Annotated in this window: 26 protein-coding genes; 11 read left to right on the forward strand and 15 right to left on the reverse strand. The window is 71.4% G+C overall.

Annotated features, from left to right (window positions below; genetic code table 11):
• Positions 1-60 precede the first annotated feature (60 nt).
• Both AC0KTA_RS16035 and AC0KTA_RS16040 read left to right on the forward strand, forming a co-directional pair.
• Positions 61-363: a PLD nuclease N-terminal domain-containing protein gene (locus AC0KTA_RS16035; protein ID WP_481055795.1), complete on the forward strand. Its 303-nt coding sequence runs from the start codon at positions 61-63 to the stop codon at positions 361-363.
• Positions 364-656: 293 nt separating this feature from the next.
• Positions 657-1,589, forward strand: coding sequence for an isopenicillin N synthase family dioxygenase (locus tag AC0KTA_RS16040; protein ID WP_481055796.1), 933 nt, complete (start codon positions 657-659; stop codon positions 1,587-1,589).
• Between the two features lie 26 nt (positions 1,590-1,615).
• Here the strand turns inward: AC0KTA_RS16040 and AC0KTA_RS16045 are convergent, their stop codons facing one another.
• Positions 1,616-1,939, reverse strand: coding sequence for an ArsR/SmtB family transcription factor (locus AC0KTA_RS16045; RefSeq protein ID WP_481055797.1), 324 nt, complete (start codon positions 1,937-1,939; stop codon positions 1,616-1,618).
• 147 nt (positions 1,940-2,086) lie between these two features.
• Here AC0KTA_RS16045 and AC0KTA_RS16050 point away from each other — a divergent pair, with 147 nt between their 5' ends.
• Positions 2,087-3,061: a quinone oxidoreductase family protein gene (locus AC0KTA_RS16050; RefSeq protein ID WP_481055798.1), complete on the forward strand. Its 975-nt coding sequence runs from the start codon at positions 2,087-2,089 to the stop codon at positions 3,059-3,061.
• A gap of 46 nt (positions 3,062-3,107) precedes the next feature.
• Here AC0KTA_RS16050 and AC0KTA_RS16055 read toward each other — a convergent pair whose 3' ends face one another.
• From AC0KTA_RS16055 to hemL, 10 genes are all read right to left on the reverse strand, one after another.
• Complete coding sequence (locus AC0KTA_RS16055) at positions 3,108-3,644, reverse strand: SRPBCC domain-containing protein (RefSeq protein WP_481055799.1); 537 nt, start codon at positions 3,642-3,644, stop codon at positions 3,108-3,110.
• Between the two features lie 53 nt (positions 3,645-3,697).
• On the reverse strand, positions 3,698-4,642 hold the full coding sequence (locus AC0KTA_RS16060) for a CU044_5270 family protein (protein ID WP_481055800.1): 945 nt from the start codon (positions 4,640-4,642) through the stop codon (positions 3,698-3,700).
• Positions 4,639-5,232, reverse strand: a complete 594-nt coding sequence (locus tag AC0KTA_RS16065) for an RNA polymerase sigma factor (protein WP_481056441.1) — start codon at positions 5,230-5,232, stop codon at positions 4,639-4,641. Before AC0KTA_RS16065 ends, AC0KTA_RS16060 begins: the two co-directional genes overlap by 4 nt.
• A gap of 151 nt (positions 5,233-5,383) precedes the next feature.
• Positions 5,384-6,544, reverse strand: a complete 1,161-nt coding sequence (gene ccsB / locus AC0KTA_RS16070; protein ID WP_481055801.1) for a c-type cytochrome biogenesis protein CcsB — start codon at positions 6,542-6,544, stop codon at positions 5,384-5,386.
• Complete coding sequence (gene resB, locus AC0KTA_RS16075; RefSeq protein WP_481055802.1) at positions 6,541-8,442, reverse strand: cytochrome c biogenesis protein ResB; 1,902 nt, start codon at positions 8,440-8,442, stop codon at positions 6,541-6,543. Before resB ends, ccsB begins: the two co-directional genes overlap by 4 nt.
• A gap of 3 nt (positions 8,443-8,445) precedes the next feature.
• Complete coding sequence (locus AC0KTA_RS16080) at positions 8,446-9,210, reverse strand: cytochrome c biogenesis CcdA family protein (protein ID WP_481056442.1); 765 nt, start codon at positions 9,208-9,210, stop codon at positions 8,446-8,448.
• 26 nt (positions 9,211-9,236) lie between these two features.
• Positions 9,237-9,881 carry a TlpA family protein disulfide reductase gene (locus AC0KTA_RS16085; protein ID WP_481055803.1) on the reverse strand — a complete coding sequence of 215 codons (645 nt, stop codon included), beginning with the start codon at positions 9,879-9,881 and terminating at the stop codon, positions 9,237-9,239.
• Between the two features lie 89 nt (positions 9,882-9,970).
• On the reverse strand, positions 9,971-11,305 hold the full coding sequence (locus AC0KTA_RS16090; RefSeq protein ID WP_481055804.1) for a polysaccharide deacetylase family protein: 1,335 nt from the start codon (positions 11,303-11,305) through the stop codon (positions 9,971-9,973).
• 252 nt (positions 11,306-11,557) lie between these two features.
• Positions 11,558-12,256, reverse strand: a complete 699-nt coding sequence (locus AC0KTA_RS16095; RefSeq protein ID WP_481055805.1) for a histidine phosphatase family protein — start codon at positions 12,254-12,256, stop codon at positions 11,558-11,560.
• Positions 12,253-13,587, reverse strand: coding sequence for a glutamate-1-semialdehyde 2,1-aminomutase (gene hemL / locus AC0KTA_RS16100; protein WP_481056443.1), 1,335 nt, complete (start codon positions 13,585-13,587; stop codon positions 12,253-12,255). Before hemL ends, AC0KTA_RS16095 begins: the two co-directional genes overlap by 4 nt.
• A gap of 367 nt (positions 13,588-13,954) precedes the next feature.
• On the opposite strand from hemL, the gene AC0KTA_RS16105 reads away from it, so the two are divergent.
• Positions 13,955-14,392, forward strand: coding sequence for a hypothetical protein (locus tag AC0KTA_RS16105; RefSeq protein WP_030565229.1), 438 nt, complete (start codon positions 13,955-13,957; stop codon positions 14,390-14,392).
• A gap of 36 nt (positions 14,393-14,428) precedes the next feature.
• Here AC0KTA_RS16105 and AC0KTA_RS16110 read toward each other — a convergent pair whose 3' ends face one another.
• Both AC0KTA_RS16110 and AC0KTA_RS16115 read right to left on the reverse strand, forming a co-directional pair.
• Positions 14,429-15,904, reverse strand: a complete 1,476-nt coding sequence (locus AC0KTA_RS16110) for a peptidoglycan D,D-transpeptidase FtsI family protein (RefSeq protein WP_481055806.1) — start codon at positions 15,902-15,904, stop codon at positions 14,429-14,431.
• Positions 15,901-16,986: a CE1 family esterase gene (locus AC0KTA_RS16115; RefSeq protein WP_481055807.1), complete on the reverse strand. Its 1,086-nt coding sequence runs from the start codon at positions 16,984-16,986 to the stop codon at positions 15,901-15,903. Before AC0KTA_RS16115 ends, AC0KTA_RS16110 begins: the two co-directional genes overlap by 4 nt.
• Before the next feature lie 85 nt (positions 16,987-17,071).
• Between AC0KTA_RS16115 and AC0KTA_RS16120 the strand changes: the two genes are divergently transcribed.
• Together AC0KTA_RS16120 and AC0KTA_RS16125 are read left to right on the forward strand one after the other, a co-directional pair.
• Positions 17,072-18,040, forward strand: a complete 969-nt coding sequence (locus AC0KTA_RS16120) for a LysR family transcriptional regulator (RefSeq protein WP_481055808.1) — start codon at positions 17,072-17,074, stop codon at positions 18,038-18,040.
• Positions 18,037-18,921 carry a serine hydrolase gene (locus AC0KTA_RS16125; RefSeq protein WP_481055809.1) on the forward strand — a complete coding sequence of 295 codons (885 nt, stop codon included), beginning with the start codon at positions 18,037-18,039 and terminating at the stop codon, positions 18,919-18,921. The genes AC0KTA_RS16120 and AC0KTA_RS16125 overlap by 4 nt, the downstream gene beginning before the upstream one ends.
• Before the next feature lie 77 nt (positions 18,922-18,998).
• Here the strand turns inward: AC0KTA_RS16125 and AC0KTA_RS16130 are convergent, their stop codons facing one another.
• Entirely contained in the window at positions 18,999-19,634 is a 636-nt protein-coding gene (locus AC0KTA_RS16130; RefSeq protein WP_481055810.1) for a TIGR03086 family metal-binding protein, read from the reverse strand.
• A 140-nt stretch (positions 19,635-19,774) separates the two neighbouring features.
• Between AC0KTA_RS16130 and AC0KTA_RS16135 the strand changes: the two genes are divergently transcribed.
• Positions 19,775-20,683, forward strand: a complete 909-nt coding sequence (locus tag AC0KTA_RS16135; protein ID WP_481055811.1) for a DUF6597 domain-containing transcriptional factor — start codon at positions 19,775-19,777, stop codon at positions 20,681-20,683.
• Between the two features lie 33 nt (positions 20,684-20,716).
• The gene (locus tag AC0KTA_RS16140) at positions 20,717-21,250 is read left to right on the forward strand and encodes a GNAT family N-acetyltransferase (protein ID WP_481055812.1); all 534 of its coding nucleotides are present in this window, start codon (positions 20,717-20,719) and stop codon (positions 21,248-21,250) included.
• A 20-nt stretch (positions 21,251-21,270) separates the two neighbouring features.
• On the opposite strand, the gene AC0KTA_RS16145 is transcribed toward AC0KTA_RS16140, so the two are convergent.
• The gene (locus AC0KTA_RS16145) at positions 21,271-21,786 is read right to left on the reverse strand and encodes a hypothetical protein (protein WP_481055813.1); all 516 of its coding nucleotides are present in this window, start codon (positions 21,784-21,786) and stop codon (positions 21,271-21,273) included.
• A 54-nt stretch (positions 21,787-21,840) separates the two neighbouring features.
• On the opposite strand from AC0KTA_RS16145, the gene AC0KTA_RS16150 reads away from it, so the two are divergent.
• From AC0KTA_RS16150 to AC0KTA_RS16160, 3 genes are all read left to right on the forward strand, one after another.
• On the forward strand, positions 21,841-22,176 hold the full coding sequence (locus AC0KTA_RS16150; protein ID WP_481055814.1) for a YnfA family protein: 336 nt from the start codon (positions 21,841-21,843) through the stop codon (positions 22,174-22,176).
• Positions 22,177-22,298: 122 nt separating this feature from the next.
• The gene (locus AC0KTA_RS16155; RefSeq protein ID WP_481055815.1) at positions 22,299-23,081 is read left to right on the forward strand and encodes an SDR family NAD(P)-dependent oxidoreductase; all 783 of its coding nucleotides are present in this window, start codon (positions 22,299-22,301) and stop codon (positions 23,079-23,081) included.
• A complete protein-coding gene (locus AC0KTA_RS16160; protein WP_481055816.1) occupies positions 23,078-23,287 on the forward strand; it encodes a hypothetical protein in 210 nt (69 codons plus the stop codon). The genes AC0KTA_RS16155 and AC0KTA_RS16160 overlap by 4 nt, the downstream gene beginning before the upstream one ends.
• The last annotated feature ends 11 nt before the right edge of the window (positions 23,288-23,298 follow it).

Consider the following 23,298-nt stretch of genomic DNA (forward strand, 5'->3'; position numbering starts at 1 on the left):
TGGCCCCGTCACCGGGTGCGCCCGGCGCCCGTACTCCGCTCCTTGGGGGAACTCCAGCGCATGCTCAGGTATCTGCCGTTCCTGCTGGTCCTGGCCGTGTGGATCTACGCCTTCATCGATGTCCTGAACACACCGGAGAAGGAAGTCCGGCACCTGCCCAAGGTGGCGTGGGTCATCATCGTGCTGCTCTTCGGTGAGGTGCTGCTCGGGCCGATCGCGTGGTTCGTCACCGGCAAGAAACGGCCTGCGGCCGGCGGGGCGGGGGCGAGTGGTCGCCGTCGGGGTGGCTGGGTCGCCCCCGACGACAACCCCGACTTCCTCAAGGGCCTGGAGAAGGACCGCGACCCGCGCGACGAGCCCTGACCGCGGCCCCCACTATGGGGGCTGCCGCCCCCGCTCCCCCCGCTTCATCGGCGCTCCGCGCCTCGCCCTCAAACGCCGGGCGGGCTTTTTCCCCCACCCACCCGCCCTTCCAGCCCTGCGGGCTCATCCCACCCACCCGTTCCTGGGGCTGCCGCCCCGCCCCGGCAAGTATTTAGCCCGTCCGGCGATTGAGGACGAGCCGCGAAGCGGCGATCGGCGGGGTCCAGGGGCGGCAGCCCCTGGTTACGGGAAAGGGGCGGGACTGGGGCGTCCCACGAGGGCACCATGAACACATGACGATCCCCAGCGTCGACCTGCGCAGCTGGTTCTCCGGTGCCCCGGAGGCCCGCGGCCGGATCGCTTCCGCCGTGGACAACGGCCTGCGCACAGCCGGGTTCATGCTGGTCACCGGCCACGGTGTGGACCCCGCCCTACGGGCGGCCATCCGGCGCGAGGCCCGCGCCTTCTTCCTGCTCCCACCCGCCGCCAAAGAGGCGTACGCAGTGAAGGTCGGCGGCCGCGGCTGGCTCGGCCCGGGCGCCGAGGCGAACGCGTACGCCGAAGGCGCCCCCTCCCCGCCCGACCTCAAGGAGTCCTTCTCCTTCGCCGCCGACGAGCCGACCGGCGACGCGGCCGTCGACGCGGAGTGGTTCGCGCCCAACACCTGGCCCAGGGAAGTCCCGGCGCTGCGCGGCCACGTACAGACGTACCTGGCGCAGATGCGGACGCTGTCCGACCAGCTCCTCGAACTGCTCGCCGTCGTCCTGGGCGAACCCGAGGACCACTTCACCCGGCACACCCGCCACCCCACCTGGGGCTTCAACATCAACTGGTATCCGGCCAGGGACGTGCTCGGCGAGCCCGAGCCGGGCCAGTTCCGCATCGGCGCGCACACGGACTTCGGCACGGTCACCGTCCTGGACCGGCAGGCGGGCCGCGGCGGGCTCCAGGTGTTCACGGACGCCGACGGCTGGCAGGACGCGCCGTACGACCCGGACGCGTTCACCATCAACATCGGGGACCTGATGGCCCGTTGGACGGGCGGCCGCTGGCGCTCGGGCCGCCACCGCGTGCTCCCGCCACCGGCGGACGCGCCCGCCGAGGAGCTGATGTCGCTCGTGTACTTCTACGAGTGCGACCCGGGCACGGACGTACGCGGCACGGACTCGCACGCCTACCTGCGGGCGCAGTTGGACGCGATCTCGGTGGACCAGTCCCTGGACTAGTCCCTGGGGCAGTCCCGCAGCACCAGCTAGTCCCGCAGCACCAGATCGAGCAGCCCCGGAAAGCGCGAGTCGAACTCCTCGCGCCGCAGCCGGTTCACGCGCCGCGCGCCCTCGTCGCGCTGCTCGACGAGCCCGGCCGCCCGCAGCGCCGCGAAGTGGTGGCTGAGCGCGGGCTTGCCCACAGGCACGTCGAAGCTGCCGCAGGACCGCGTCCAGTCCGCGGAAGCCGCCAACTCCCGTACCAGCGTGAGCCGTACGGGGTCGGCCAGCGCCGCGAGCGCCTCCTGGACGGTGACGTCCTCGAGCCGCGCGTGCACCGGCGCCGCGCGATGACTCGCCCCCTTCACCATGCGTCCGCCTCCCGCAGCACTTGCAGAGTGTTCGATGAAAACCATACAGTCCTGAGTGTTCAACGCGGATCGAACACCATGCACGCCAAGCACGCACCACGTACACCAAGCACACGCCAAGCACACGCCAAGCACCGGGAGACAGCCATGCGCGCAGTCCAGCTCCACGAATTCGGCGGCCCCGACGTCCTGAAGCCGGTCGAGACCGACGCCCCCGAGCCGGGCCCCGGCCAGGTCACCGTCGACGTCGCGTACACAGGCGTGAACTTCGCCGACCTCAAGGCCCGCGCCGAGGGCTACCGCGTGCCGGGGCTTCCGTTCACGCCCGGCCTCGAGGTCTCCGGCCGGATCCGCGCGGTGGGCGCGGGCGTCGAGGGGCTGCGCGTCGGCCAGGAGGTGGCCGCGCTGACGGCGGGCGGCGCCTACGCCGAGGTGGCGCTCGCCGAGGCCGTGACCACCTTCCCGCTCCCGGCCGGCGTGGACGCGCGCACCGCCGCAACGCTTCCCACCGTCCTGCCCACGGCCCACGCCCTGCTGCACGAGGCGGGGCGGCTGCGCGCGGGCGAGACCGTCCTGGTGCAGGGCGCGGCAGGCGGAATCGGCACCGTGGCAGGGCAGTTGGCGAAGGCGGCCGGGGCCAGGGTGTTCGGCGTGGTGTCGAGCGCGGCGAAGGCGGAGTACGCGCGGAAGTACGGCTACGACGAGGTGTTCGTCGGCGACGGCTTCGCGGCGGCGGCGCGCGCGGCCACCGGCGGCCGGGGCGTCGACCTCGCCCTCGACCCGGTCGGCGGCGACACCTTCCGCGCGAGCCTGGAGGCGCTCGCCGTCTTCGGCCGCCTCGTCTCCTTCGGCAACGCGAGCTCCGCCGAGCCGTGGCGGGTCGGGCAGGCCGAGCTGTTCCCGGGCGCGCGCTCCGTGACCGGCTTCTCGATCCTCACCCTGGCGCAGACGGCCCCCGAGGTGCTGCGCGAGGTCGCCGAGCGCGCCTTCCGTACGGTGGCCGACGGCACGGTGACGCTGCCCGTCACCGCCGAATTCGCCCTGGAGGAGGCCGCGAAGGCCCACGAGCTGATGGGCGGCCGCACGACGACGGGCAAGCTGCTGCTGCGCGTGAGCCGGTAGCACCCGGCCCTGCGGGCGCGAACTACGCGAACTAGAACTACGCGAACTAGTCGTACTGGCGCCGCAGTTCGTTCCACCGGTCCAGGCTCCACGTCGACCAGTCCTTGGGCCGGCCGTCGAGCGCGTCCACCAGGAACTCGAAGTGGTTGTGCCACCCGGCGAGGCAGTCGCGCCGGAACGAGTCGTCGCTGACCAGCTCGTTGGTGAAGCGCAGCACCGTCCGCCGCGCACCCGCGGGCTCCAGGTGGAACCGGCACCGCCCGTGCAGGTCGATGGTGTACTCCGCGACGACGTCCGGGTCCCACGCGGTGACGCGGCCGGAGTGCACGGCGAGGGCGGGATCCGGACCCGGGGGCGGAGCCCCCTGAGCAGGCACAGTGAGCCAGCGCAGCGTCACGGCTCCGCCGAGGCGCGGCTCCAGCACGTCGGCGGCGGCGAGCCACCCCGGCAGTCCCTCCGGGGTGGCCACCGCCGCCCACACCTCCTCCACCGGGTGCGGCAGCCGCAGCACCCAGTGGAGCGTGTGCGTGTCCCCCTCGGTCCGGCTCGTCCCCCACTCGATGATGTCCCTGGCATCGCTCATGGGCCCAGCCTCACGCACCCGGTGCCCCAGGTCACGTACCCGGAAGGGAGCCGCTAGGGGCGTTCGCCCGCCTTGTCGACGATCTTGCGCTCCAGGACGGCGGTCCTGGCGACCACCTCGCCCTTCTTGGCGTACGGCTTGTCCTCGGTCATGACGGTGCGCTCGCCCAGATACGCCTTGGTCCGCTTGTCGAAGATCAGCTCCTCGCGCTCACCGTCGTCCTCCCAGGCGATGGCCACCCCGTGCCGCCCCGCCGCGTCCACCGCGTCGTCCACCAGCTCCACGCCGGGGATCTTCGCCGCGGCGAGGTAGAGGGCAGCGGCCTGCTCCGGTGGCATCAGGGCCTCGCGGGTGAGGTCGCCGACGGCCACGAACGGCTTGCCGTTGTTCTCCTCGTCGGCCACCTTGTTCAGCCAGTCGAGCATGTTGACCGGGTCGGTCGGCAGCTTCTCCAGGTTGCGGTAGTTGCTGTCGGTCACGAACAGGGGCAGCTCCGGCTTCATGCGCGTGTTCTTGTGGCCGTTCGCGGGCTCGTGCAACAGGCTCGTGTGCCTGCCGTCCACGGAGAGCCAGATCTCCCGCTGGTGCAGGGGCTCGGGCCCTTCGTCGGAGCTGTAGCTGACCTTGCTCTTGATGTAGGTGAACTGGTCGTCCCGCACGTCCTTGGGTGCGGGCGAGCGCTTCGCGGCCGCCGCGATCTCCTTCAGCATGGCCACCGTCTCCTTCGACGGCGCGGCCTCGGCGGAGTCGCCGCCGAACGGCGAGGCGACGAACAGCCCCGCCGCGACGGACGCGGCCACCGCACCCGCGACGAGCGCGGGCCGCAGCCACGGCTTCCGCCGCCGCGCCGTGGCAGGGGCCCCGGGGGTCTCGGCCCGGGTCTGGTCCTGGGACTGCCGGATCTCGGTCATCAGGTGCTCCTTGAGCAGAAGGTGACGGCCCGGCGGGAGGTCCCGCTCGCTCGGAGACGGGAAGTCGGAGTCGGCTTCGGACGTCATCGGTTTCCCTCCTGGATGGGCCTGACCGCTGTCGTGCGGTCACCTCTCACCTGTCCGCGCCCCGGGGGCGGTTCCATCGCTTTCGCGAGTTTTGTACGGGCCCGGGAGAGCCGCGAACGCACCGTCCCCACCGGCGTCCCGAGCGCCGCAGCCGCCGCCTCGTAGCTGAGCCCCGACCACACGCACAGCGCGAGCACCTCCCGCTCCGCACGCCGCAGCTTCGTCAACGCGGCTTGTACGAGGGCGAGTTGCTCCGCGTCGTCGACGCGCCCCGCGACTTCCTCGGCGAAGTCGGCGACGACCTCGTCGCGCGGCAGCCGGGCGACGGCGGCCGTGTGTCTGCGCGTGGCGCGGCGCTGGTTGCGCGTCACGTTGGTGGCGATCCCGAGCAGCCACGGCCGCACCGAACCCCCCGCCACGTCCAGGCGCTTCCGCAGCCGCCACGCCTCCAGGAACGTCAGCGAGACGACCTCCTCGGCCGTCGACCAGTCCCCCGTCAGGCGGTAGGCGTGGTTGTAGACGGAGCGCGCGTAGGCGTCGAAGACCTCGCCGAAGGCGTCGGCGTCCCCTTCCCGTATCCGTACGCGCAGGGCCTGTTGGCGCTCACGGCGCTCCTGCAGTTCCCCCGGTTCCCCTGGTTCCCCCAGATTCGTGTCCACGCCCTGTTGACTGTCCGTACGACGAAGGCCGGTTCCCGTGACCCGTGTCACAGGAACCGGCCTCAGGCCGTGCCGAGGGTGCTCAGACCCCGGCGTACGAGTGCTTGCCGCTCACGAAGATGTTGACGCCGTAGTAGTTGAACAGCCAGCAGCCGAAGGCGATCAGGGCCAGGTAGGCGGCCTTGCGGCCCTTCCATCCTGCCGTGGCGCGGGCGTGCAGATAGCAGGCGTACGCCACCCACGTGATGAACGACCAGACCTCCTTGGGGTCCCAGCCCCAGTAGCGGCCCCACGCGTCGCCCGCCCAGATCGCTCCCGCGATGATCGTGAACGTCCACAGCGGGAAGATCGCGGCGTTCATGCGGTACGTGAACTTGTCGAGCGAGGCCGACGCGGGCAGCCGCTCCATCACGGAGGTCGCGAAGCGGCCGGGCGTCTCGCCGCGCTGGAGCTTGGCCTCGTAGCTGTCCTTGAACAGGTACGCGGTCGTGGAGACCGCGCCCACGTAGAACGCGGCGCCGCAGAAGATCGCCGTGGAGACGTGGATCCACAGCCAGTACGAGTGCAGCGCCGGGACCAGCTGGTCGGAGTCGGTGTACAGGACGGTGACCGCGAGGCCGAGGTCGAGCAGGACCGTGGTGATCAGCGGCAGGCCGATCCAGCGGACGTTCTTCTTCAGGGCGAGCAGCGTCAGGAAGACGCCGACGGCGACCGTGGAGAAGGTGATGTTGAACTCGTACATGTTGCCCCACGGCGCGCGCTGCACCGACAGGGCGCGGGTGAGGACACCGGCGGCCTCGACGAGGAAGCCGAGCCCGATGAGGGAGACGGCGATGCGGCCGTAGAGGTCGCCCTGCTCGTCGCCCCCGGCGGCGCCGGGACCGTCCGGCACGTCGCGGCTGCCCGCGGCGGAGCGCGTGACGACCTTCGGCGCCCCGGAGCCGGCCGCCTTCGCCGCCGTCTTCGGGCGCTCCAGGGTGGCCGTGCCACCCTTGGCCCGGACGGTGACGGCGGGGCCGGCGGAAACAGCCGCCTTGGCGGCGGGCTCGGCGGCGTCGTCCGCGGCCTGCGCGGTGAGCGCGGCGGCGGTGCGAGCGACCTTGCTGCGGCTGCCGAACAGCCACTCCGCCATGAGCGCGAAGAAGGCCAGCAGATACACGGCCATCGCGGAGTAGATCAGCACATTGCTGATGTGTGCGAGGTTCTCATTCGGCTCGGCGGCGAGGGTGGTGGCGAGAGTCACTGCTCAGCCCCTTCGGCAGGAACAACATCGGGGGTGGGGTCGGAGTCGGACGGGGTCTTGGCGTCGGCGTCCGCGTCGGCCGTATCAGCCTTGGTCGACTCGGCGGCCGTATCGGCGTCGGACGACTCGGCGGCCGTGTCGGCCTCGGACCCTGCCTCAGGGGCAGCGTCCGGGTCCGCGTCCGGCGCGCTCGGTGCGGTTTCGTGGAGGGCGGCGGCCAGGACCCCGAGCTCCTCGGGGACCTTCGCGGACTCGCTGCGGCCGAGGCCCGCCATCTCCACGACGGTGACGCCGTCGGCGCCCGCCGTGGCCCGGACCCACACGCGGCGGCGCTGGATGAACAGCGATCCGGCGAGGCCCGCGATCGCGGCGATCGCGCCGCCGAGCGCCCACTTGCTGCCGGGCTCCTGCGAGATCTGGAAGCTCGCCCACTGCTTGAGCTCCTTCTCGAAGGTGATCGAGCCGGCGCCGTTCGGCAGCTTCATGGTCTCGCCGATCTTCAGCCGCTTCTTCAGCAGCTCGCCCTTGGCGTCCTTGAACTTCTCCATCTTCCGCGTGTCCAGCTGGTACACGTTCTGCGGAACACCGGAGTCCACACCGAGGCTGCCGTGGTACGCCGACAGCGCGAGCCGCGGATTGAAGGGCGCCGGGAACTGGGAGAACATCTGGCCGTTGCCCTCACCGGCGAACGTCGGCACGAAGAAGGCGTTGAAGCCGAGCTGCTCCTTCTTGCCGTCCTTGTTCCGGTAGCCGTCGAGGATCTTGATGGCGCCGGTGGCCGTGCCCATGGAGTCGATGGGCAGCAGCGGCACGGACACCCGCTGGACGACCTTGCCCTTGCCGTCGCGGACGGTGACGGTGGGCGCGTAGCCGTGGCCGATCAGGTAGACCTTCGAGCCGTCGACCTCCAGCGGCTCGTTGACCTCGATGGCCTTCTTCTTCTCCGGGCCGTGGGCGCCTTCGCTGTAGGTGACGTGGGCCTTGTAGGTGCGGGCGGTGCCGCGCTCGGGGCCCGACATCTCGTACGAGCCCTCGAAGCGGTCCAGCTTGAAGCTGAACGGCGCGAGGTTCTCGGTGTCGAAGAGGCTGCCGGACTTGAAGTCGTCGTACTGCGTGAGGGTGTTGGAGAAGCCGTCGCCCTCCATGATCAGCTTGCCGCCCTCGGACTTGAAGAGCTGTCCGGCGGCGAAGGCGACCAGCATCACGATCAGCGCGACATGGAAGATCAGGTTCCCGGCCTCGCGCAGATAGCCCTTCTCCGCGGCGACGGACCCGCCCACCAGGTGCGAGCGGAAGCGCCGCTGCTTCAGCAGCCGGCGCGCGGTCTCGTGCACCTCGTCGGGCGTGGCCTCGGTGCGCCACGTCGTGTACGCGGGCAGCCGGGTGAGCCGCTTGGGCGCGGCCGGCGGGCGGCCGCGGAGCTGGCCGACGAACTGCCAGGTGCGCGGCACGATGCAGCCGATGAGCGAGACGAACAGCAGGATGTAGATCGCGGAGAACCACACCGAGCTGTAGACGTGGAAGAGGCCGAGCTTGTCGTAGAGCGGCCCGAGCGTGGTGTGGGCTGCCTTGAAGTCCTCGACCTTCAGCGCGTCGGGGTTCTCCTGCGGGATCAGCGAGCCCGGGATCGAGCCGAGGGACAGCAGCAGGAGCAGCAGGAGCGCGACCCGCATCGAGGTGAGCTGCCGCCAGAACCAGCGGATCCAGCCGATGACGCCGAGCGCGGGCATGTTGGGCCCGGACGGGGCGGACGCGGCGTCGTCGAGGGGGGCGGTGGAGAGCTGCGCGCCCGCGGCACCGAACTCGTCCCGGGCGCCGGTGGCGCCGGTGGCGTCCTTGGTGCCGGGCGCGTCGGCCGCGGCCGCTGCGTTCTTCGCGTCGGTCTTGGTGTTGCTCATGGATCAGATCCCCACCGTGAAGCCCCTGGACCAGACTTGCATCTCCTGCACGATGCCGTCCCACACGCCGGTCAGCATCAGCAGGCCGGTCACGATCATCATCACGCCGCCGACGCGCATCACCCAGACATAGTGGCGCTTGACCCAGCCGAAGGCGCCGAGCGCCTTGCGGAAGGCGACCGCGGCGAAGATGAACGGCAGTCCGAGTCCCAGACAGTACGCGACGTTCAGTATGGCCCCGCGTCCGGCGGTCGCCTGGTCGATGGCCAGCGCGTTGACGGAGGCGAGCGTCGGCCCCACGCACGGCGCCCAGCCGACCGCGAACAGCGCGCCGATCAGCGGCGCCCCGACGAGCCCGGTCGCGGGCTTCTTGTGGAAGCGGAACTCGCGCTGCGACAGCCACGGCATCAGGCCCATGAAGAACAGGCCGAGCGCGACCATCAGGACGCCGAGCACCTTGTTGATGGTGCTCTGGTAGTCCTGCAGGTTCTGCCCGAAGTAGCCGAAGAGCGCGCCGGTGGAGACGAAGACGGCGGTGAAGCCGAGCACGAAGAGCCCGGCGCCCGCCGCCATCCGCCCGCGCCGGGCCTCGGCGAGGTCGGTGCCGCTGACGCCGGTCACGTAACTCAGGTAGCCGGGCACGAGCGGCAGCACGCACGGGGAGAAGAACGAGATGAGGCCGCCGAGCAGCGCGATCGGCAGGGCGAGCGCGAGGGTGCCGCTGTAGACCGTCTGGTTCATCTCGCCGGGCTGGGCGGCGAGGGTCATGAGGGAGGCGGAGGCGGACAAGGCGCTCACTTCTCCGCGATCAGGGGGTCGACCATCTTGCGCAGCTTCTCCTCGTTGAGGGGCTGCTGGGAGCGCGCCGCGATCTTGCCGTCCCGGTCGATGACGATGGTCGACGGGATGAACTGCGGGTTCAGCGTGCCCTTGGGGAAGCGCAGCATCAGCTTGCCCATCGGGTCGTACAGACTCGGGTAGGTGACCTTGTAGTCCTTCTCGAAGGAGATCGCCGGGCCCTTCTCCGGGTCGCGGGCGTTGATGCCGACGAACTGCACGTCGTCCTTGGTGTCGGCCGCGACCTTCACAAAGTTCGGCGCCTCGGCCCGGCAGGGCGGGCACCAGGAGCCCCAGACGTTGAGGACGACGACCTTGCCCTTGTAGTCGTCGATGCTCAGCTGCTTGCCGTCGAGCGTCTCGCCGTCGATGTCCGGCGCGTCGTGCCGGTCACCCTTCTTGGCGGTGGAGATGCCGTCCTTGCTGGTGAGGAAGTTCGTCTTGCCGGAGCCGCCGGAGGTGCCGCCCGAGCCGCACGCCGACAGGGTCAGTGCGGCCGCCGCGGCGCCCGCCGCCAGCAGTGTCGCGCGGCGGCGACGACTGCCCACGCTGGGGCGGAGGCTGCGGTTCGGGCTGCGGGGGGCGCGGCAGGCGGCACTCATGTGAAAAGTTTCGCATGCCCGTTCCGGGGATCTTCGACGCCCCCCGCAGTAGCGGAAAGTCCCATTTCAGACGGGCTTTCCGGGCGAGTTCAGGCCGCGTTGCCCGTGTCCTTCTCGGCGTCCGTGCGGTTGCCGGACGAAGAGCCCGCGAGGTAGCTCTTCCAGCCGCCGGCCGGCTGCTGTCCGACCTCCAGGCCGCGCAGCTTGGCGAGGACCTCGGGCTTCTGCACGTCGAGCCAGTCCACGAACTGCCGGAAGGACACCAGGCGTACGTCCTTCTTCCCGGCCATGCCCTTGAGGGCGTCCTCGACGGCGTCCATGTAGATGCCGCCGTTCCACTCCTCGAAGTGGTTGCCGATGAAGAAGGGGGCGCGGTTGGACTCGTAGGCGCGCTTGAAGCCCGCGAGGTAGGCCTCGGTGGCCTGCTTGCGCCAGCCCGGGTAGTTGGCCGGCGGGGCCTTCGTGGAGTTCTTCGACTGGTTGGCCAGGATGTTGTAGTCCATCGAGAGGACCTCGAAGGAGTGGCCGGGGAAGGGCACGGCCTGCAGCGGCAGGTCCCAGATGCCCATCTTCTTGTCGGGCCACTTCTGCCGGCCGCCCGGCGAGGAGGCGTCGTAGCGCCAGCCGAGCTTCTTGGCGGTGGGCAGCAGGTTGTCCTGGCCGAGCAGGCAGGGGGTGCGGCCGCCGATGAGTTCCTTCTCGTAGTCGAAGGGCAGCGGCGGCAGGTCGTCCCAGCCGGTGTTCGTACGCCACTTCGTCACGAAGGACTTGGCCTGGTCGATCTCGGACTGCCACTGGGCGGACGTCCAGTTCGCGACGGAGCCGGTGCCGGCGCAGAAGTGGCCGTTGAAGTGCGTGCCTATCTCGTGGCCCTCCAGCCAGGCCTGGCGCACGTACTTCAGCGTGTCCTTGATGTGGCCGTCGGTGAGGTAGCCGATGTCGGAGGCGCCGACGCCGTTGTTCGGCGGCCGGTAGAGCCGCTTCTTGGATTCGGGGAGCAGATAGAGCCCGGAGAGGAAGAACGTCATCCGCGCGTCGTGTTCCTTCGCGAGCTTCAGGAAGCGCGGGAACAGGCCGTTGCCGACTTCGCCGGCGCCGTCCCAGGAGAACACGACGAACTGCGGGGGCGTCTCGCCCGGCTCCAGGGGGCGCGGCTTCTCGGGCTGGTTCGGCTGTTTGCCGGTGAATGCCGTGGAACCGTCGCCGATCGGCTTCGCCGGGCGGCTCGGCTCGCCCGGCTTTCCGTTTCCGTCCTTGGCCTTGTCCGCGCCCGATCCCGAATCGCCGGAACCGGAGCCGCAGGCTGTCAGGCCGAAGGCCGCCGCGGCGCCGACTCCCAGGCCGATGGCACCCCGGCGACTCAGGGAGTTCCGGCCGCCTGTGGGCGCTCCACTGCCCATATCCGTGCGGCTGTCGTCGCGCATTCCAACCCCATTCGTCGCGCCTTCGGTCCTCCCTGGCGGAAGGACAACCCCTTAGAGGGTGCGACGAACATGCGGGTTCCGAACGGCTGCGCATATATGGGATCTATTACAGGGGGGAGACATTCCGCGCCATAGGGTGTTCGCGCAATTACGCGGCGCTCACAGCGGGCGCACAGACTCCGAAAAGGCGGGCGCCCCTCCGTTGTTCACGGAGGGGCGCCCGCCATTTCGTGACCGCGCAACTACGGAAAGTCAGGCTCCAAATGCCTTGCTCTTTCCCTTGACCGGCTTGGCGCCCGCCAGAAGATGCTTGGGCACAAGATCCCGCGCAGGCTCCGAGTACCCCACAGAAACGATCTTGTCGCCGCGATAGGTGAACGTAGTAAGAGAGGCAAGCGTGCACTGCCGCTTGCGCGGGTCGTGCCAAAGCCGCCGCTTCTCGACGAAGCTCCGCACGATCCAGATCGGCAACTGATGGCTGACGCACACGGCCTCATGCCCACGCGCAGCGTCCCGCGCGGCGTCGAGCGCGCCCATCATCCGCACGACCTGCTCGATATACGGCTCGCCCCAGGACGGCTTGAACGGGTTGACCAGGTGCTTCCAGTTCTCCGGGTTCTTCAGGGCGCCGTCGCCGACCCCGAAGGTCTTGCCCTCGAAGACGTTCTCGGCCTCGATGAGGCGCGCGTCGGAGGCGACGTCGAGGCCGTGCGTCTTGGCGATGGGCAGGGCGGTTTCCTGGGCCCGGTCGAGGGGGGAGGCCACGACGTGCGTGACGTCCCGCGACGACAGGTGCTCGGCGACGCGGTCGGCCATCTGCCGGCCGAGGTCGGAGAGGTGATAGCCGGCGAGCCGGCCGTAGAGGATCCCGTCGGGGTTGTGCACCTCGCCGTGGCGCATCAGGTGGACGACGGTCAGCTCTTCGCCGGCGGGCGTGCTGGCCGCGGTCATGCGGTGGCCTCCGGGGAGTTCGTCGCCTCGGCCGCCGCGCGCGCGGCGGCCGGCAGGGCGGCGGCGACACGCTCGACCGCGCGCTCGTCGTGGGCGGTGGAGACGAACCAGGACTCGAAGGCCGACGGCGGCAGATACACGCCCTGCGACAGCATCGAGTGGAAGAACGCGGTGAAGCGGAACGACTCCTGCGCCTTCGCGTCCTCGTAATTGCGGACCTCGCGGTCGGCGAAGAACACGGAGAACATATTGGAGGCGTTCTGCAGCCGGTGCGCGACGCCTTCCTTGTTCAGCGCCTCGCTCACGAGTGCGCGCAGCTCGGCGGAGACGGCGTCCACCTTCTCGTACGCCGCGTCGTCGAGCAGCCGCAGCTGCGCGAGACCGGCGGCCGTCGCGACGGGATTCCCGGAGAGGGTGCCCGCCTGATAAACCGGGCCCGCGGGCGCGAGATACCCCATGACATCGGCGCGGCCACCGAAAGCGGCGGCCGGGAATCCGCCGCCCATGACCTTTCCGAAGGTCATGAGATCGGGTGTCACCCCGTCAACTCCGAACCATCCGGCTTTACTTGTCCGGAATCCCGTCATGACTTCGTCGGAGATGAACAGCGCGCCGTTCTTCGCGCACGCGGACTTCAGGCCCTCGTTGAATCCGGGCCGCGGCGGCACCACGCCCATGTTTCCGGCCGAGGCCTCCGTGATCACGCAGGCGATCTCGCCGGGATACGTGTGGAAGGCCTCGTGCACGGCCTCGAGGTCGTTGTACGGAAGGACGATGGTGTCGCCCGCCTGGGCGCCCGTGACGCCCGGCGTGTCCGGCAGGCCGAAGGTCGCGACGCCGGAACCGGCCGCGGCGAGGAGCGCGTCCACATGGCCGTGGTAGCAGCCGGCGAACTTGATGACCTTGGCCCGTCCGGTGAACCCGCGGGCGAGCCGGATGGCGGACATCGTCGCCTCCGTGCCGCTGGAGACGAGCCGGACCTGCTCGACGGGGCCGACCCGGGCGACGATCTCCTCGGCGAGCGCGACCTCGCCCTCGCCGGGCGTGCCGAAGGACGTGCCGCGCGCGACGGCCTCCTGGACGGCCGCGACGACCTCGGGGTGGGCGTGCCCGAGGATCATCGGTCCCCAGGAACACACGAGGTCTACGTACTCACGTCCATCGGCATCCGTCAGGTACGGACCGGTACCGGACACCATGAAACGGGGCGTACCGCCCACCGCGCGGAAGGCGCGCACGGGAGAGTTCACACCGCCGGGCGTCACGGCCGCCGCACGGTCGAAAAGAGTCTGCGAAACTGGGGCGCTATACGGGAAGCTCACATGAACCATGGTGTCAGAGGGTCCGGACATCGTGTCCGGGCCTCCTGTGCGGCGGCTTTCCGCGCTGCCGACCCCCGGCAGGGTCCGATGTGCGGAAATCCTGTGGACTGGTGTTTCACCCCACGTTTCGGCGGGTGACCGTGGGGGAGGTCACTGACACGATGATCGGGTTGCGCGGCAGGGTCCGGGCGCCCTAGAAAAGCAGTCGGGTGGAGATATGCAGCGCGGTGGCGGACTGGGCGAGGGGACCGACGGCCTGGGTCCCCGGCGTGCCCGGCGGGGAAAGCACCGGCGAGAGGCAGAGGCGGTCCCGGCCCCCGAGCAGCGGACGCCGGACAGGGTCAAGCGTGACCGGGCGGGAAACAGGAGCGGCGGGGTGGGGGTGACGTACAAATACTTCGGCGCCCCGGACGGCGCCACGGCGGCTCGCGTACCGATCTCGATGCGCCCCGAGGAGCTCGGCGGCGACGAGCTGGGCATGGGCGGCATGTTCACCAAGATCAAGCCGGAGACGATGGCCGCGATGGTCCTCACCGGCATCGAAGGCATACCCCTGCACAAGGTCCCCCCGCTGGAACTGGTCGTCCTCCACCCCGACTACGCCGTCGTCAAGCTCCCCATGACGGTCGTCGACCCGCTGCGCGGCGTCGGCGAGGAGTCGGTCGGCGCGGCGGCGTTCATCTGGTCCACGGTCCCCGACCGCGGCGGCCCGCGGGACGCCTTCAACGTCTATCAACTCCTGCACGAGTGGCAGGACTTCAGCCACCGCCTGCACGACGCGGGGCACCAGGCGTACTGCCTGGTGTGGCCGTAAGCCCACACCAGAGCACCACACCGGGCAGGGCCTGCCTCAGGACTTCTTGAGGACCGCCTCCATCACCGCCTTCGCGATCGGCGCGCCCAGCTTGCCGCCCGCGATCTCGGAGCGGGAGATGTCCATGTCCTCGGGGTCGACGAGCACGGCGACCGCCACCGGTGACGATCCGTCACTCTGCTTGGCGTAGGACACGAACCACGCGTACGGCCGCTCGTCGCGCACGTCCGCGCCGTGCTGCGCGGTGCCGGGCTTGCCGCCGACCGTGACGCCGTCGATCGCCACCTTGGATCCGGTGCCGTCGGTCACCGTGTACTCCATCATCTGCTGCACCGAGCGCGCCGTGTCCTGTGAGACGGCCTGCTCCAGCTCCTCCGGCTCGCTCTTGTCGATCGTCGACAGATCGGCGCCGCGCAACTCCTCGACCAGGTACGGCTTCATCACCTTGCCGTCGTTGGCGAGCCCCGCGGTGACCATGGCCATCTGGAGCGGCGTGGTGGTCACGCTGCCCTGGCCCATGCCGGTCAGCGCGGTCTGCGGCTTGTCCAGCTTCTCCGGATAGCCGCTCGCGGCGGTCCGTACGGGCATGAACTGCTCCTTGTTGAAGCCGAACCGCTCCGCCGTCTCCCGCATCTTGTCCTTGCCGGTCTTCAACGCGGCGTCCAGGAAGACGTTGTTGCACGACCACTGCATGGCGGTCTTCATCGAGGCCTTGTCGCACTGCGCGTCCGGCACGACGCTGCCGATCTCCGTCGAGCTCTGCGGCAGCCGGTAGGGGGAGCGGGCGCCGGACGAGGCGTTGATGTCGCTGACCGTGCCGTGCTCCAGGGCGGCGGCCGCGGTGAGGATCTTGAAGGTCGAGCCGGGCGGGTAGGCCTCGCGGAACGCCCGGTTGTTCAGCGGCTTGTCCTTCCGCGCCTCCAGTTTCTTGAACGCCCGCCCGTCCTTGCCGGAGATCCCCGCGAACACCGACGGGTCGTACGAGGGCGTGCTCGCCATCGCCAGGATCTTGCCGGAGCGCGGGTCGAGGGCGACCACCGCGCCCTTCGCGTCCAGGTCGGTGAGGCCCTTGTAGGCGGCCTTCTGCGCCTTCGGGTCGATGGTGGTGACCACGTCGCCGCCCTTGGGCCGCTCGCCGGTCAGCGCGTCGACCGGCGAGCCGAGCAGCCGGCTGTCCTTGCCGGTCAGCAGGTCGTCGTGCACGCCCTCCAGGAACGTCTGCCCCTGAGCCTGCGAGAAGAAGCCGGTGACCGGCGCGTACATCGGGCCGTTCTTGTAGGTCCGCTTGTACTTGAAGTCCGAGCCCGGGGTCGCCACCGAGCCGGTGATCGCCTCGCCGCCGACGATGATGTCGCCGCGCGGCTGGCCGAAGGCCGCTATCTTCACGCGCCGGTTCTGGTCGTGCTCGGCGAGGGTGTCGCTGCGTACGAACTGCACCCAGGTGGCGCGCACCAGCAGGGCGAGCACGAGCAGGCCGCAGAAGACGGCGGTGCGGCGGACGGTCTTGTTCATCGGTCGGTACGCTCCGGGGATTTGGTTGCCTTGGCGGCGGGCCGGGAGGCCTGGTCCTTGCCGGCGGGACGGGGTGCCTGGTCCTTGAGGAAGCCGAGCACCGTGCCCGTCGTGTCCAGGGCCTTGCTGGCGGGGCCGAAGCCCTTGGGCGGGGTGACGCGCGTGCCGGGCCAGGTGTGGCCCGCTTCGCGCACGACGAGGAGTTCGACGGGGACCGTGCCGGGGCCGGGGCGCCACACGGTGCGGTCGTAGCCCTTCCGGGACTGCTCGGCGGGGGCCTTCGTGCGTCCCACCGTGGCGAAGGCCTGCGCGCTGGCGCGGGCCGACCTGGTCGCCATGATCGGTTCCTGGCCCTTGGGTGCCGGGCCCGGACGTTCCAGGCCCGTGACGGGGCGTACGGGATCCTTGGCGCCGTAGACGATCATCACCGGCACCGGCCCGCTCGGCCGCACCGCCGCCCGCCCGGTGGGCAGTTGACCGGCCACCGACACGGCCCCCGCCACCAGCTTCGGCCGCTCCGCCGCCACCCGCAGCGCCATCGACCCGCCGTTGGAGAACCCCACCACGTACACCCGCCGGGGATCGGCCTGCCGCGTCCGGATCAGCTGGTCGACCAGCGCCTCGGTGAACCGCACGTCGGCCTCGGGGGCGGGCCGCTGCCGGGTCGGCGCGGCGCCTGCGCCCCACGCCTTGCGCAGGGCCTCGGGGTAGGCGACCAGCATCCCGCGCGCCTCGGCCGCCTTGTTCAGGCCGGACAGCTCGCGCATCTCCGCCGGGTCGGCGCCGCGCCCGTGGAAGGCGACGACGAGCGGGCGGGGGCCCGGGCCGGGGGCGGTGGGCTTGTGCAGGAGGTACGAGCGGGGGGTGCCGTCCACGCGGAGGTGTTCGCGGGTGTCGGCGGCGGACGTACCGCTGGGCGCGTCCTTGGAAGAGGTGCTTGCCGCTTTCGGGGAGCCGGAATCGTCCGGGGAGCCGGAATCGTCCGCGGTGGAGCAGCCCGTGGCAAGAGCGAGGCCCACCACCAGGACGCCGGGCCAGCCGCGCCCGGTGCGTCGGCGACGTACCGAAGAGAGCAAGGTCATGCCCCGAGGAGTACAGCGCCTCGCACCCTATGTCCAAGTTCGATATCACTTACGCATTCATTAATCCGCGATATCGTCGCTGCTTGTGGACCTGATGCGGCACCTGGAGTGCTTTGTGGCTGTTGCAGAAGAGTCACATTTCGGCAGGGCCGCGGAGCGCCTCGGCATGGCCCAGCCACCCCTGTCCCAACGCATCCAGCGCCTGGAACGCCACCTCGGCGTACGCCTCTTCGAACGCACCAGCAGACAGGTGACCATCACCAAGGCCGGGACGCTGCTGCTCGACGAGGCCCGCGAACTGCTCGCCCGGTCCGAGGCGCTGCTCGCCACCGCCCGCCGCATCCGGGACGGCGAGAGCGGCCTGCTGCGCGCCGCGCTCCCGCCGGACATCGCGGGCGAGACCGTCGCCGCGCTCCTCGCCGACTTCCGGCAGCGGCACGCGGGCGTCGAACTGGAGCTGCGCGAGCTGACCACCGCCCAGCAGCTCGACCAGCTCGCCGCGCACGACCTGGACGTCGGCCTCATCCACCACCCCTGCGACGTCGCCGGGCTCGAACTCGGCCCCGTGCTGCGCCGCGAGGTCGGTGTGCTGCTGCCGCGCGGCGCCCCCGCGGCCGCCCTCGACGAGGTCCCGCTCACCGCGCTCACCGGCTACGACCTGGTCCTCTTCCACCGCAGTGCCGCCCCGGCCCTGCACGACGACCTCCTGACCACCTGCGCCCGCGACGGCTACACCCCCGCCGCCGTCCGGCACGGCCAGGGCGCCAGCTTCGTCCGCGGCCTGCTCCTGTCCTCGCACGCTGTCGCGTTCAGCCCCAAGGACGCGCACCCCCCGCACGCGGCGGGAGCGGATCCCGACATCGTCTGGCGGCCCCTCGCGGGCGCCCCGCTGGCCTGGCGGCACTCGGTGGCCTGGCCGAAGGGGCGCGGCGACGCCGCCGTCGCGACGTTCGCGCAGTCCGTCACCGACGCCCTGCGGAGCACCGCCGCCGCGACCGCCGACGCACCCCCGCGCCCGCTCCACCTGCGCCCGACCGCGGAGTACTGGCTGTGACCAAAGCTGCGAGCACCACCGTCATCCGCCTTCAGGAAGCGTTCGCCGAGGCAGGCGTCACGGGCCGGCTGCACGCCCTCGACATCGACTCCGGCGCGGAACTCGGCGCGGGCGCGGACCAGCCCGTCGTCACCGCGAGCGTCCACAAGCTGTGCGTACTCGTCACGCTGTACGAACAGGCCGCGGCGGGCCGCCTGGACCTCACCGAACAGGTCGAGTGCCCCGTGGACGGCCGCACTTCGGGCCCCACCGGGCTCGCCGCCATGCTCGACCCGGTCCGTGTCTCCCTGCGCGACGCCGCGTACCTGATGATGGCCGTCAGCGACAACACCGCCGCCGAACTCCTCCTGGAGCGCGTCGGCCTGGACGCCGTCAACGCCACCACGGCCCGCCTCGGCCTCACCCGCACCCGCGCCGTGCACACCTTCGGCGAGCTGTTCGCGTCCATGCGCGAGGACGCGGGCCCGGAGGGCGCCCAGGCTCTCACCGACCCGTACGTCATCGCGCGCCTGCGCGCCCTGGACCCGGCGCGCACCAACCACAGCACCCCGCGCGACATGACCCGCCTGCTCGGCGCCCTGTGGCGGGACGAGGCCTGCACCCCCGAACACGGCGCGGCCATGCGCCGCGTCCTCGGCCTCCAGGTCTGGCCGCACCGCCTCGCCGCGGGCTTCCCCTTCGACGACGTGCACGTCGCGGGCAAGACCGGCAGCCTGCCGACGCTGCGCAACGAAGTGGGCGTCGTCGAGTACCCCGACGGCGGCCGTTACGCCGTCGCCGTCTTCACCCGCGCCGCCCGCACCGCGGCCACGCTGCCGTCGGCGGACGCGGTCATCGGGACGGCGGCACGGATCGCGGTGGAGGCGCTGCGGGCGCCGTGAGCTGAGCGGGCGCCGGCGGGCGCCGTGAGCGGGGCGCCTGGTAGGGCTTCCTGGGCTGCGGGGGCTGCCGGGTCGGCTCAACTCCAGTACGGGTCCCGGCCGGTCTCCGCGAGCAGCCGCTCGAAGCCCGACGCGCCCTCGCGGACCGGCACCGGTTCCCCGAGGACGCCCATGGAGCGGGCCGTGGGGGCCAGCTCGGCGACGGCTTCGCGCAGTACGCCGACGACGTCGCCCATGCCCTGACCGGCCGCGTGCTCCTGGCCGGAGGCTCCCGCGTACTCCTGGCCGGAGGCCCCCGCGTACTCCTGGCCGGTCGCCCGGGCCAGATCCCACGCGTGCACCGTCAGATCGAGCAGCACCATCGCGCCGACCGTCCTGGCCGGCATGTCCATCGCGCCGGTGCGGCCCTCGTCGGCGCCGGGCGCGGACCAGGCGGCGACCAGCTTCTCCGTCTCCGCCGCGAACCGCTCGCGCCAGTCGGCGCCGCCCGCCAGGTAGTCGGGCTTATCGCCGCCGAAGTCCGCGTTCCGCTTGGCCGCCAGCTCCTGGAACTGAACGACGACGTGGAAGAGGTGGTTCACCAGGGCACGCACGTCGTACTCGGCGCAGGGCGTGCGGGCGTCGAGCCGGTCGTCGGGGAGGTTCCGGACCACCGGGAGGGCGTGGGCCGCGGCGATGCCGAGCAGATCGCCGGTCTTGTGGGTGGTGTTCATGGGGCGACGGTAGGCGGCGGGGGCGCGGCGCGTCTTGAACAAACGCGACAGCCGCCGGACGGCGAGGCGGGCGGGGCGGGCCCCGCCGCCGGACGGCGCTGTACGCCCCCGCTGTCGGACCCTCGCCCTAAGATCGCGCCATGCCTGCCGCTCCCCGCCGCGACACCCGGGGCATCGTCGACGCCTCCGGCCTGCTGACCCGGGTACGTTTCCGACGCCACGCGCCCGCCGAGCCACTGCGGCCCTACCTGGAGCACTACTGGCTGATCGACTGGGACCTCCCCGAGCCGTACGTGTCGCACGTGGTGCCGCACCCGTCGGTGAACGTCGTCTTCCAGGACCTGCCCGGGCGGCGGCCGTTCGGAGAGGTGGCGGGCGTCGGGCTCGGGCTCTTCAGCAAGGAGCTGGCCGGGCGCGGGCGGGTGTGCGGGGTGCAGTTCCGGCCGGGCGGCTTCCGCCCGTTCGCGCCGGGCCGCGCGGTCGCGGAGCTGACGGGGCTCCAAGTGCCCTTGGCCGAGGTCTTCGAAGACGTGCGGCCGGACGCGGCGGGCGAGGAAGACGCAGCGGGCGAGACAGGCGCGGCGGGCGAGGAAGACGCGGCGGGCGCGGCGGGCGAGACAGGCGCAGTGAGCGAGGCAGCCGCGGCGGACGCCGTCCTGGGCCCCGCCGACGAGCACGCGCGCGTGGCCGCCCTCGACGCCTTCCTGCTGCGCCACGGCCCCACCCCCGACCCCCAGGCCGACCTCGCCATGGAACTGGCCGACCGCATCCGCGCCGACCGCGCGATCCGGCGAGTCGGGGACTTCGCGCGCGAGGCGGGCCTGTCGGTGCGGGCGCTGCAACGGCTGTTCTCGGCGTACGTAGGAGTCGGCCCGAAGTGGGTGATCCTGCGGTACCGCATCCACGAGGCCCTGGAGCGCGCGGAATCGGCGGCGGCGGTGGACTGGGCGGACCTCGCGGCCGGTCTCGGGTACGCGGACCAGGCCCATCTCGTACGGGACTTCACAGCCACGGTGGGGGTGCCGCCGACGGCGTACGCGCCGGGATGAGGCGTTGTCAGACCCTCCGCCTACCGTGAGGACATGGAGAGAACAACGGAGCGAGCACAGACATCGAGCGTGCGGCTCGTGCCCTGGTCCGAGGGCGACTTCGAGCTGCTCGTGCGGCACAACACACCGGAGATGACGGCCCACTTGGGCGGCCCCGAGACCCACGAGAAGCTGGTGGACCGGCACCGGCGCTATCTGGGCCTCGACGACCGGGGCCGGATGTTCCGGATCGTGACGGACCCCGAGGGCGAGAGCGCGGGCATCGTCGGCTTCTGGGAGACCACCCACCGGGGCGAGGACATCTGGGAGGCCGGATGGGGAGTCGTGCCGGAGTGCCAGGGCCGCGGCATCGCGGGCGCGGCGGTGCGCCTGGTGGTGGCCGAGGCGCGCCGCGCGGGCCTGCACCGCCACCTGCACGCGTGCCCCTCCGTGGCCAACGCCGCCTCCAATGGCGTGTGCCGCAAGGCGGGCTTCACGCTCCTCGGCGAGGAGGACATGGAGTATCCGAAGGGGCACTGGATGCGGTGCAACAACTGGCGCCTGGACCTGACGGCGGACCAGAAGTAGCCAGACGCAGTCAGACGCAGTCAAAAGTAGTACGAGTCCCCGGTGTCGAGCACCAGCACCGTGTGCTCGTTGTTCCGCGGGTTGCGGTCGACCGCGCCACCGTTCCAGACGGTGCCCACGGTCACCGTCACCTCCCGCGGCTCCCCCCGCAGCCGGACCGCGAGGGCGAGCCGCTCCCCCCGGCCCCCCGCCGGCAGCGCCCCCGTGCGGCACAGCACGCCGCGCTCACCGGCTCGCACACAGGAGTCCGGCAGCCGCATCGCGTCCTCCAGCGGCACGGACCACACGAGCCGGACGGTCGCGCCCGGCACGCCGTCAGGGCCGTGGTTCTCCGGCGTCAGCGAGACCGCCGCGAGCCCCCGGGTCATGGCCACCTGCCCGTGGTACGCGACGTCCGCCTCCGGCCCCGTCCCCCCGCCGGCCACCGCACCCCCGCTCCCCCACAGCACCGCGCCCAGGACGACGGCTCCCACACAGAGCACCCGCACGACAACCTCCACGACGACCGCGAGCAGAACGAAACGCACCTCATCCATGCCACCGACCGCCCCTCCAGACCCCCCAAACCCCCGCATGCCACCCTGTTGACCATGCTCATCGCCCGCTCCGCCGCGCTGTTCGTCGTCGCCGCCCTGTTCGAGATCGGCGGTGCCTGGCTGGTCTGGCAGGGCGTGCGGGAGCACCGGGGCTGGGTGTGGATCGGCGCCGGAGTCATCGCCCTGGGGGCGTACGGCTTCGTCGCGACGCTCCAGCCCGACGCCGACTTCGGCCGCATCCTGGCCGCGTACGGCGGCATCTTCGTGGCGGGTTCGATCGCCTGGGGCGCGGTCGCGGACGGCTACCGCCCCGACCGCTGGGACGTGGCCGGGGCGCTGATCTGTCTGGCGGGCATGGCCGTGATCATGTACGCGCCGCGCGGGGACTGAGGCGGGCACGGCACCAGGCACTGAGCCTTCCGCCCGGCACCCCCGGGAAGCTCACGCCTATGCTGACCGAACAACGTACGCGCGTTGACGGAACCGCGTACGCACGACCCGAGGGAGCCCGCATGTCCGCCGCTGAAGCGACGCCCCGCAAGCCCGGTATCGCGATCGTCACCGGCGCCAGCGGCGGCATCGGCGCGGCGACCGCACGCGGCCTCGCGGCGGCCGGCCACCGGGTCGTCCTGACAGCCCGCCGCAAGGACCGCATCGAGGCGCTGGCCGCGGAGCTGACGGCAGCGGGGCACGACGCGACGGCGTACGCACTGGACGTCACCGACCGCGCGGCCGTCGACACCTTCGCGACCGCCTTCCGCGAGGTCGCGGTCCTGGTGAACAACGCGGGCGGGGCGCTCGGCGCCGACCCGGTGGCGACGGGCTCGCCGGACGACTGGCGCCAGATGTACGAGACGAACGTCATCGGCACCCTGCACGTCACCCAGGCCCTGCTCCCGGCCCTCACGGCGAGCGGCGACGGCACGGTGGTGGTCGTGTCGTCCACGGCGGGCCACGGCACGTACGAGGGCGGCGCGGGCTATGTGGCCGCCAAGCACGCCGAACACGTCCTCGCCGAGACCCTGCGCCTGGAGATCGTCGGCACCCCGGTCCGCGTGATCGAGGTCGCCCCCGGCATGGTCAAGACGGAGGGCTTCGCGCTGACCCGCTTCGGCGGCGACGAGGAGAAGGCCGCCAAGGTCTACGCGGGCGTGGCGGAGCCGCTGACGGCGGAGGACGTGGCGGACACGATCACCTGGGCGGTGACCCGCCCGCCCCACGTGAACATCGACCTCCTCGTGGTCCGCCCCCGAGCCCAGGCGTCCAACACGAAGGTCCACCGGGAGCAGCAATGACCTACGCCGCCGACGACCCCGGCACCCCCGGCGGCTCACCCGACTCCCCCGACCCCCTGGACCGGCTCCGCCACGAACAGGAGTCCCGCCGCCTGGCCCAGGAAAAGAAGAACGAACGCATGGTGTGGTGGTACCTCGCGTACTTCCTCTTCGGCATCCACATCGTGGCGTTCGTCATGATCTACGCGGTCACGCACGGGAAGTAGACGTCCCGAAG

Source organism: Streptomyces sp. Y309 (assembly GCF_056712025.1).

Coding starts and splice junctions, on each gene's coding strand:
- AC0KTA_RS16035 (WP_481055795.1), top strand. CDS start 61: ATGCTCAGGTATCTGCCGTTCCTGCTGGTCCTGGCCGTGTGGATCTAC.
- AC0KTA_RS16040 (WP_481055796.1), top strand. CDS start 657: ATGACGATCCCCAGCGTCGACCTGCGCAGCTGGTTCTCCGGTGCCCCG.
- AC0KTA_RS16045 (WP_481055797.1), bottom strand. CDS start 1,939: ATGGTGAAGGGGGCGAGTCATCGCGCGGCGCCGGTGCACGCGCGGCTC.
- AC0KTA_RS16050 (WP_481055798.1), top strand. CDS start 2,087: ATGCGCGCAGTCCAGCTCCACGAATTCGGCGGCCCCGACGTCCTGAAG.
- AC0KTA_RS16055 (WP_481055799.1), bottom strand. CDS start 3,644: ATGAGCGATGCCAGGGACATCATCGAGTGGGGGACGAGCCGGACCGAG.
- AC0KTA_RS16060 (WP_481055800.1), bottom strand. CDS start 4,642: ATGACGTCCGAAGCCGACTCCGACTTCCCGTCTCCGAGCGAGCGGGAC.
- resB (WP_481055802.1), bottom strand. CDS start 8,442: ATGAGCAACACCAAGACCGACGCGAAGAACGCAGCGGCCGCGGCCGAC.
- AC0KTA_RS16080 (WP_481056442.1), bottom strand. CDS start 9,210: ATGACCCTCGCCGCCCAGCCCGGCGAGATGAACCAGACGGTCTACAGC.
- AC0KTA_RS16085 (WP_481055803.1), bottom strand. CDS start 9,881: ATGAGTGCCGCCTGCCGCGCCCCCCGCAGCCCGAACCGCAGCCTCCGC.
- AC0KTA_RS16090 (WP_481055804.1), bottom strand. CDS start 11,305: ATGCGCGACGACAGCCGCACGGATATGGGCAGTGGAGCGCCCACAGGC.
- AC0KTA_RS16095 (WP_481055805.1), bottom strand. CDS start 12,256: ATGACCGCGGCCAGCACGCCCGCCGGCGAAGAGCTGACCGTCGTCCAC.
- hemL (WP_481056443.1), bottom strand. CDS start 13,587: ATGGTTCATGTGAGCTTCCCGTATAGCGCCCCAGTTTCGCAGACTCTT.
- AC0KTA_RS16110 (WP_481055806.1), bottom strand. CDS start 15,904: ATGAACAAGACCGTCCGCCGCACCGCCGTCTTCTGCGGCCTGCTCGTG.
- AC0KTA_RS16115 (WP_481055807.1), bottom strand. CDS start 16,986: ATGACCTTGCTCTCTTCGGTACGTCGCCGACGCACCGGGCGCGGCTGG.
- AC0KTA_RS16130 (WP_481055810.1), bottom strand. CDS start 19,634: ATGAACACCACCCACAAGACCGGCGATCTGCTCGGCATCGCCGCGGCC.
- AC0KTA_RS16135 (WP_481055811.1), top strand. CDS start 19,775: ATGCCTGCCGCTCCCCGCCGCGACACCCGGGGCATCGTCGACGCCTCC.
- AC0KTA_RS16140 (WP_481055812.1), top strand. CDS start 20,717: ATGGAGAGAACAACGGAGCGAGCACAGACATCGAGCGTGCGGCTCGTG.
- AC0KTA_RS16145 (WP_481055813.1), bottom strand. CDS start 21,786: ATGGATGAGGTGCGTTTCGTTCTGCTCGCGGTCGTCGTGGAGGTTGTC.
- AC0KTA_RS16150 (WP_481055814.1), top strand. CDS start 21,841: ATGCTCATCGCCCGCTCCGCCGCGCTGTTCGTCGTCGCCGCCCTGTTC.
- AC0KTA_RS16155 (WP_481055815.1), top strand. CDS start 22,299: ATGTCCGCCGCTGAAGCGACGCCCCGCAAGCCCGGTATCGCGATCGTC.
- AC0KTA_RS16160 (WP_481055816.1), top strand. CDS start 23,078: ATGACCTACGCCGCCGACGACCCCGGCACCCCCGGCGGCTCACCCGAC.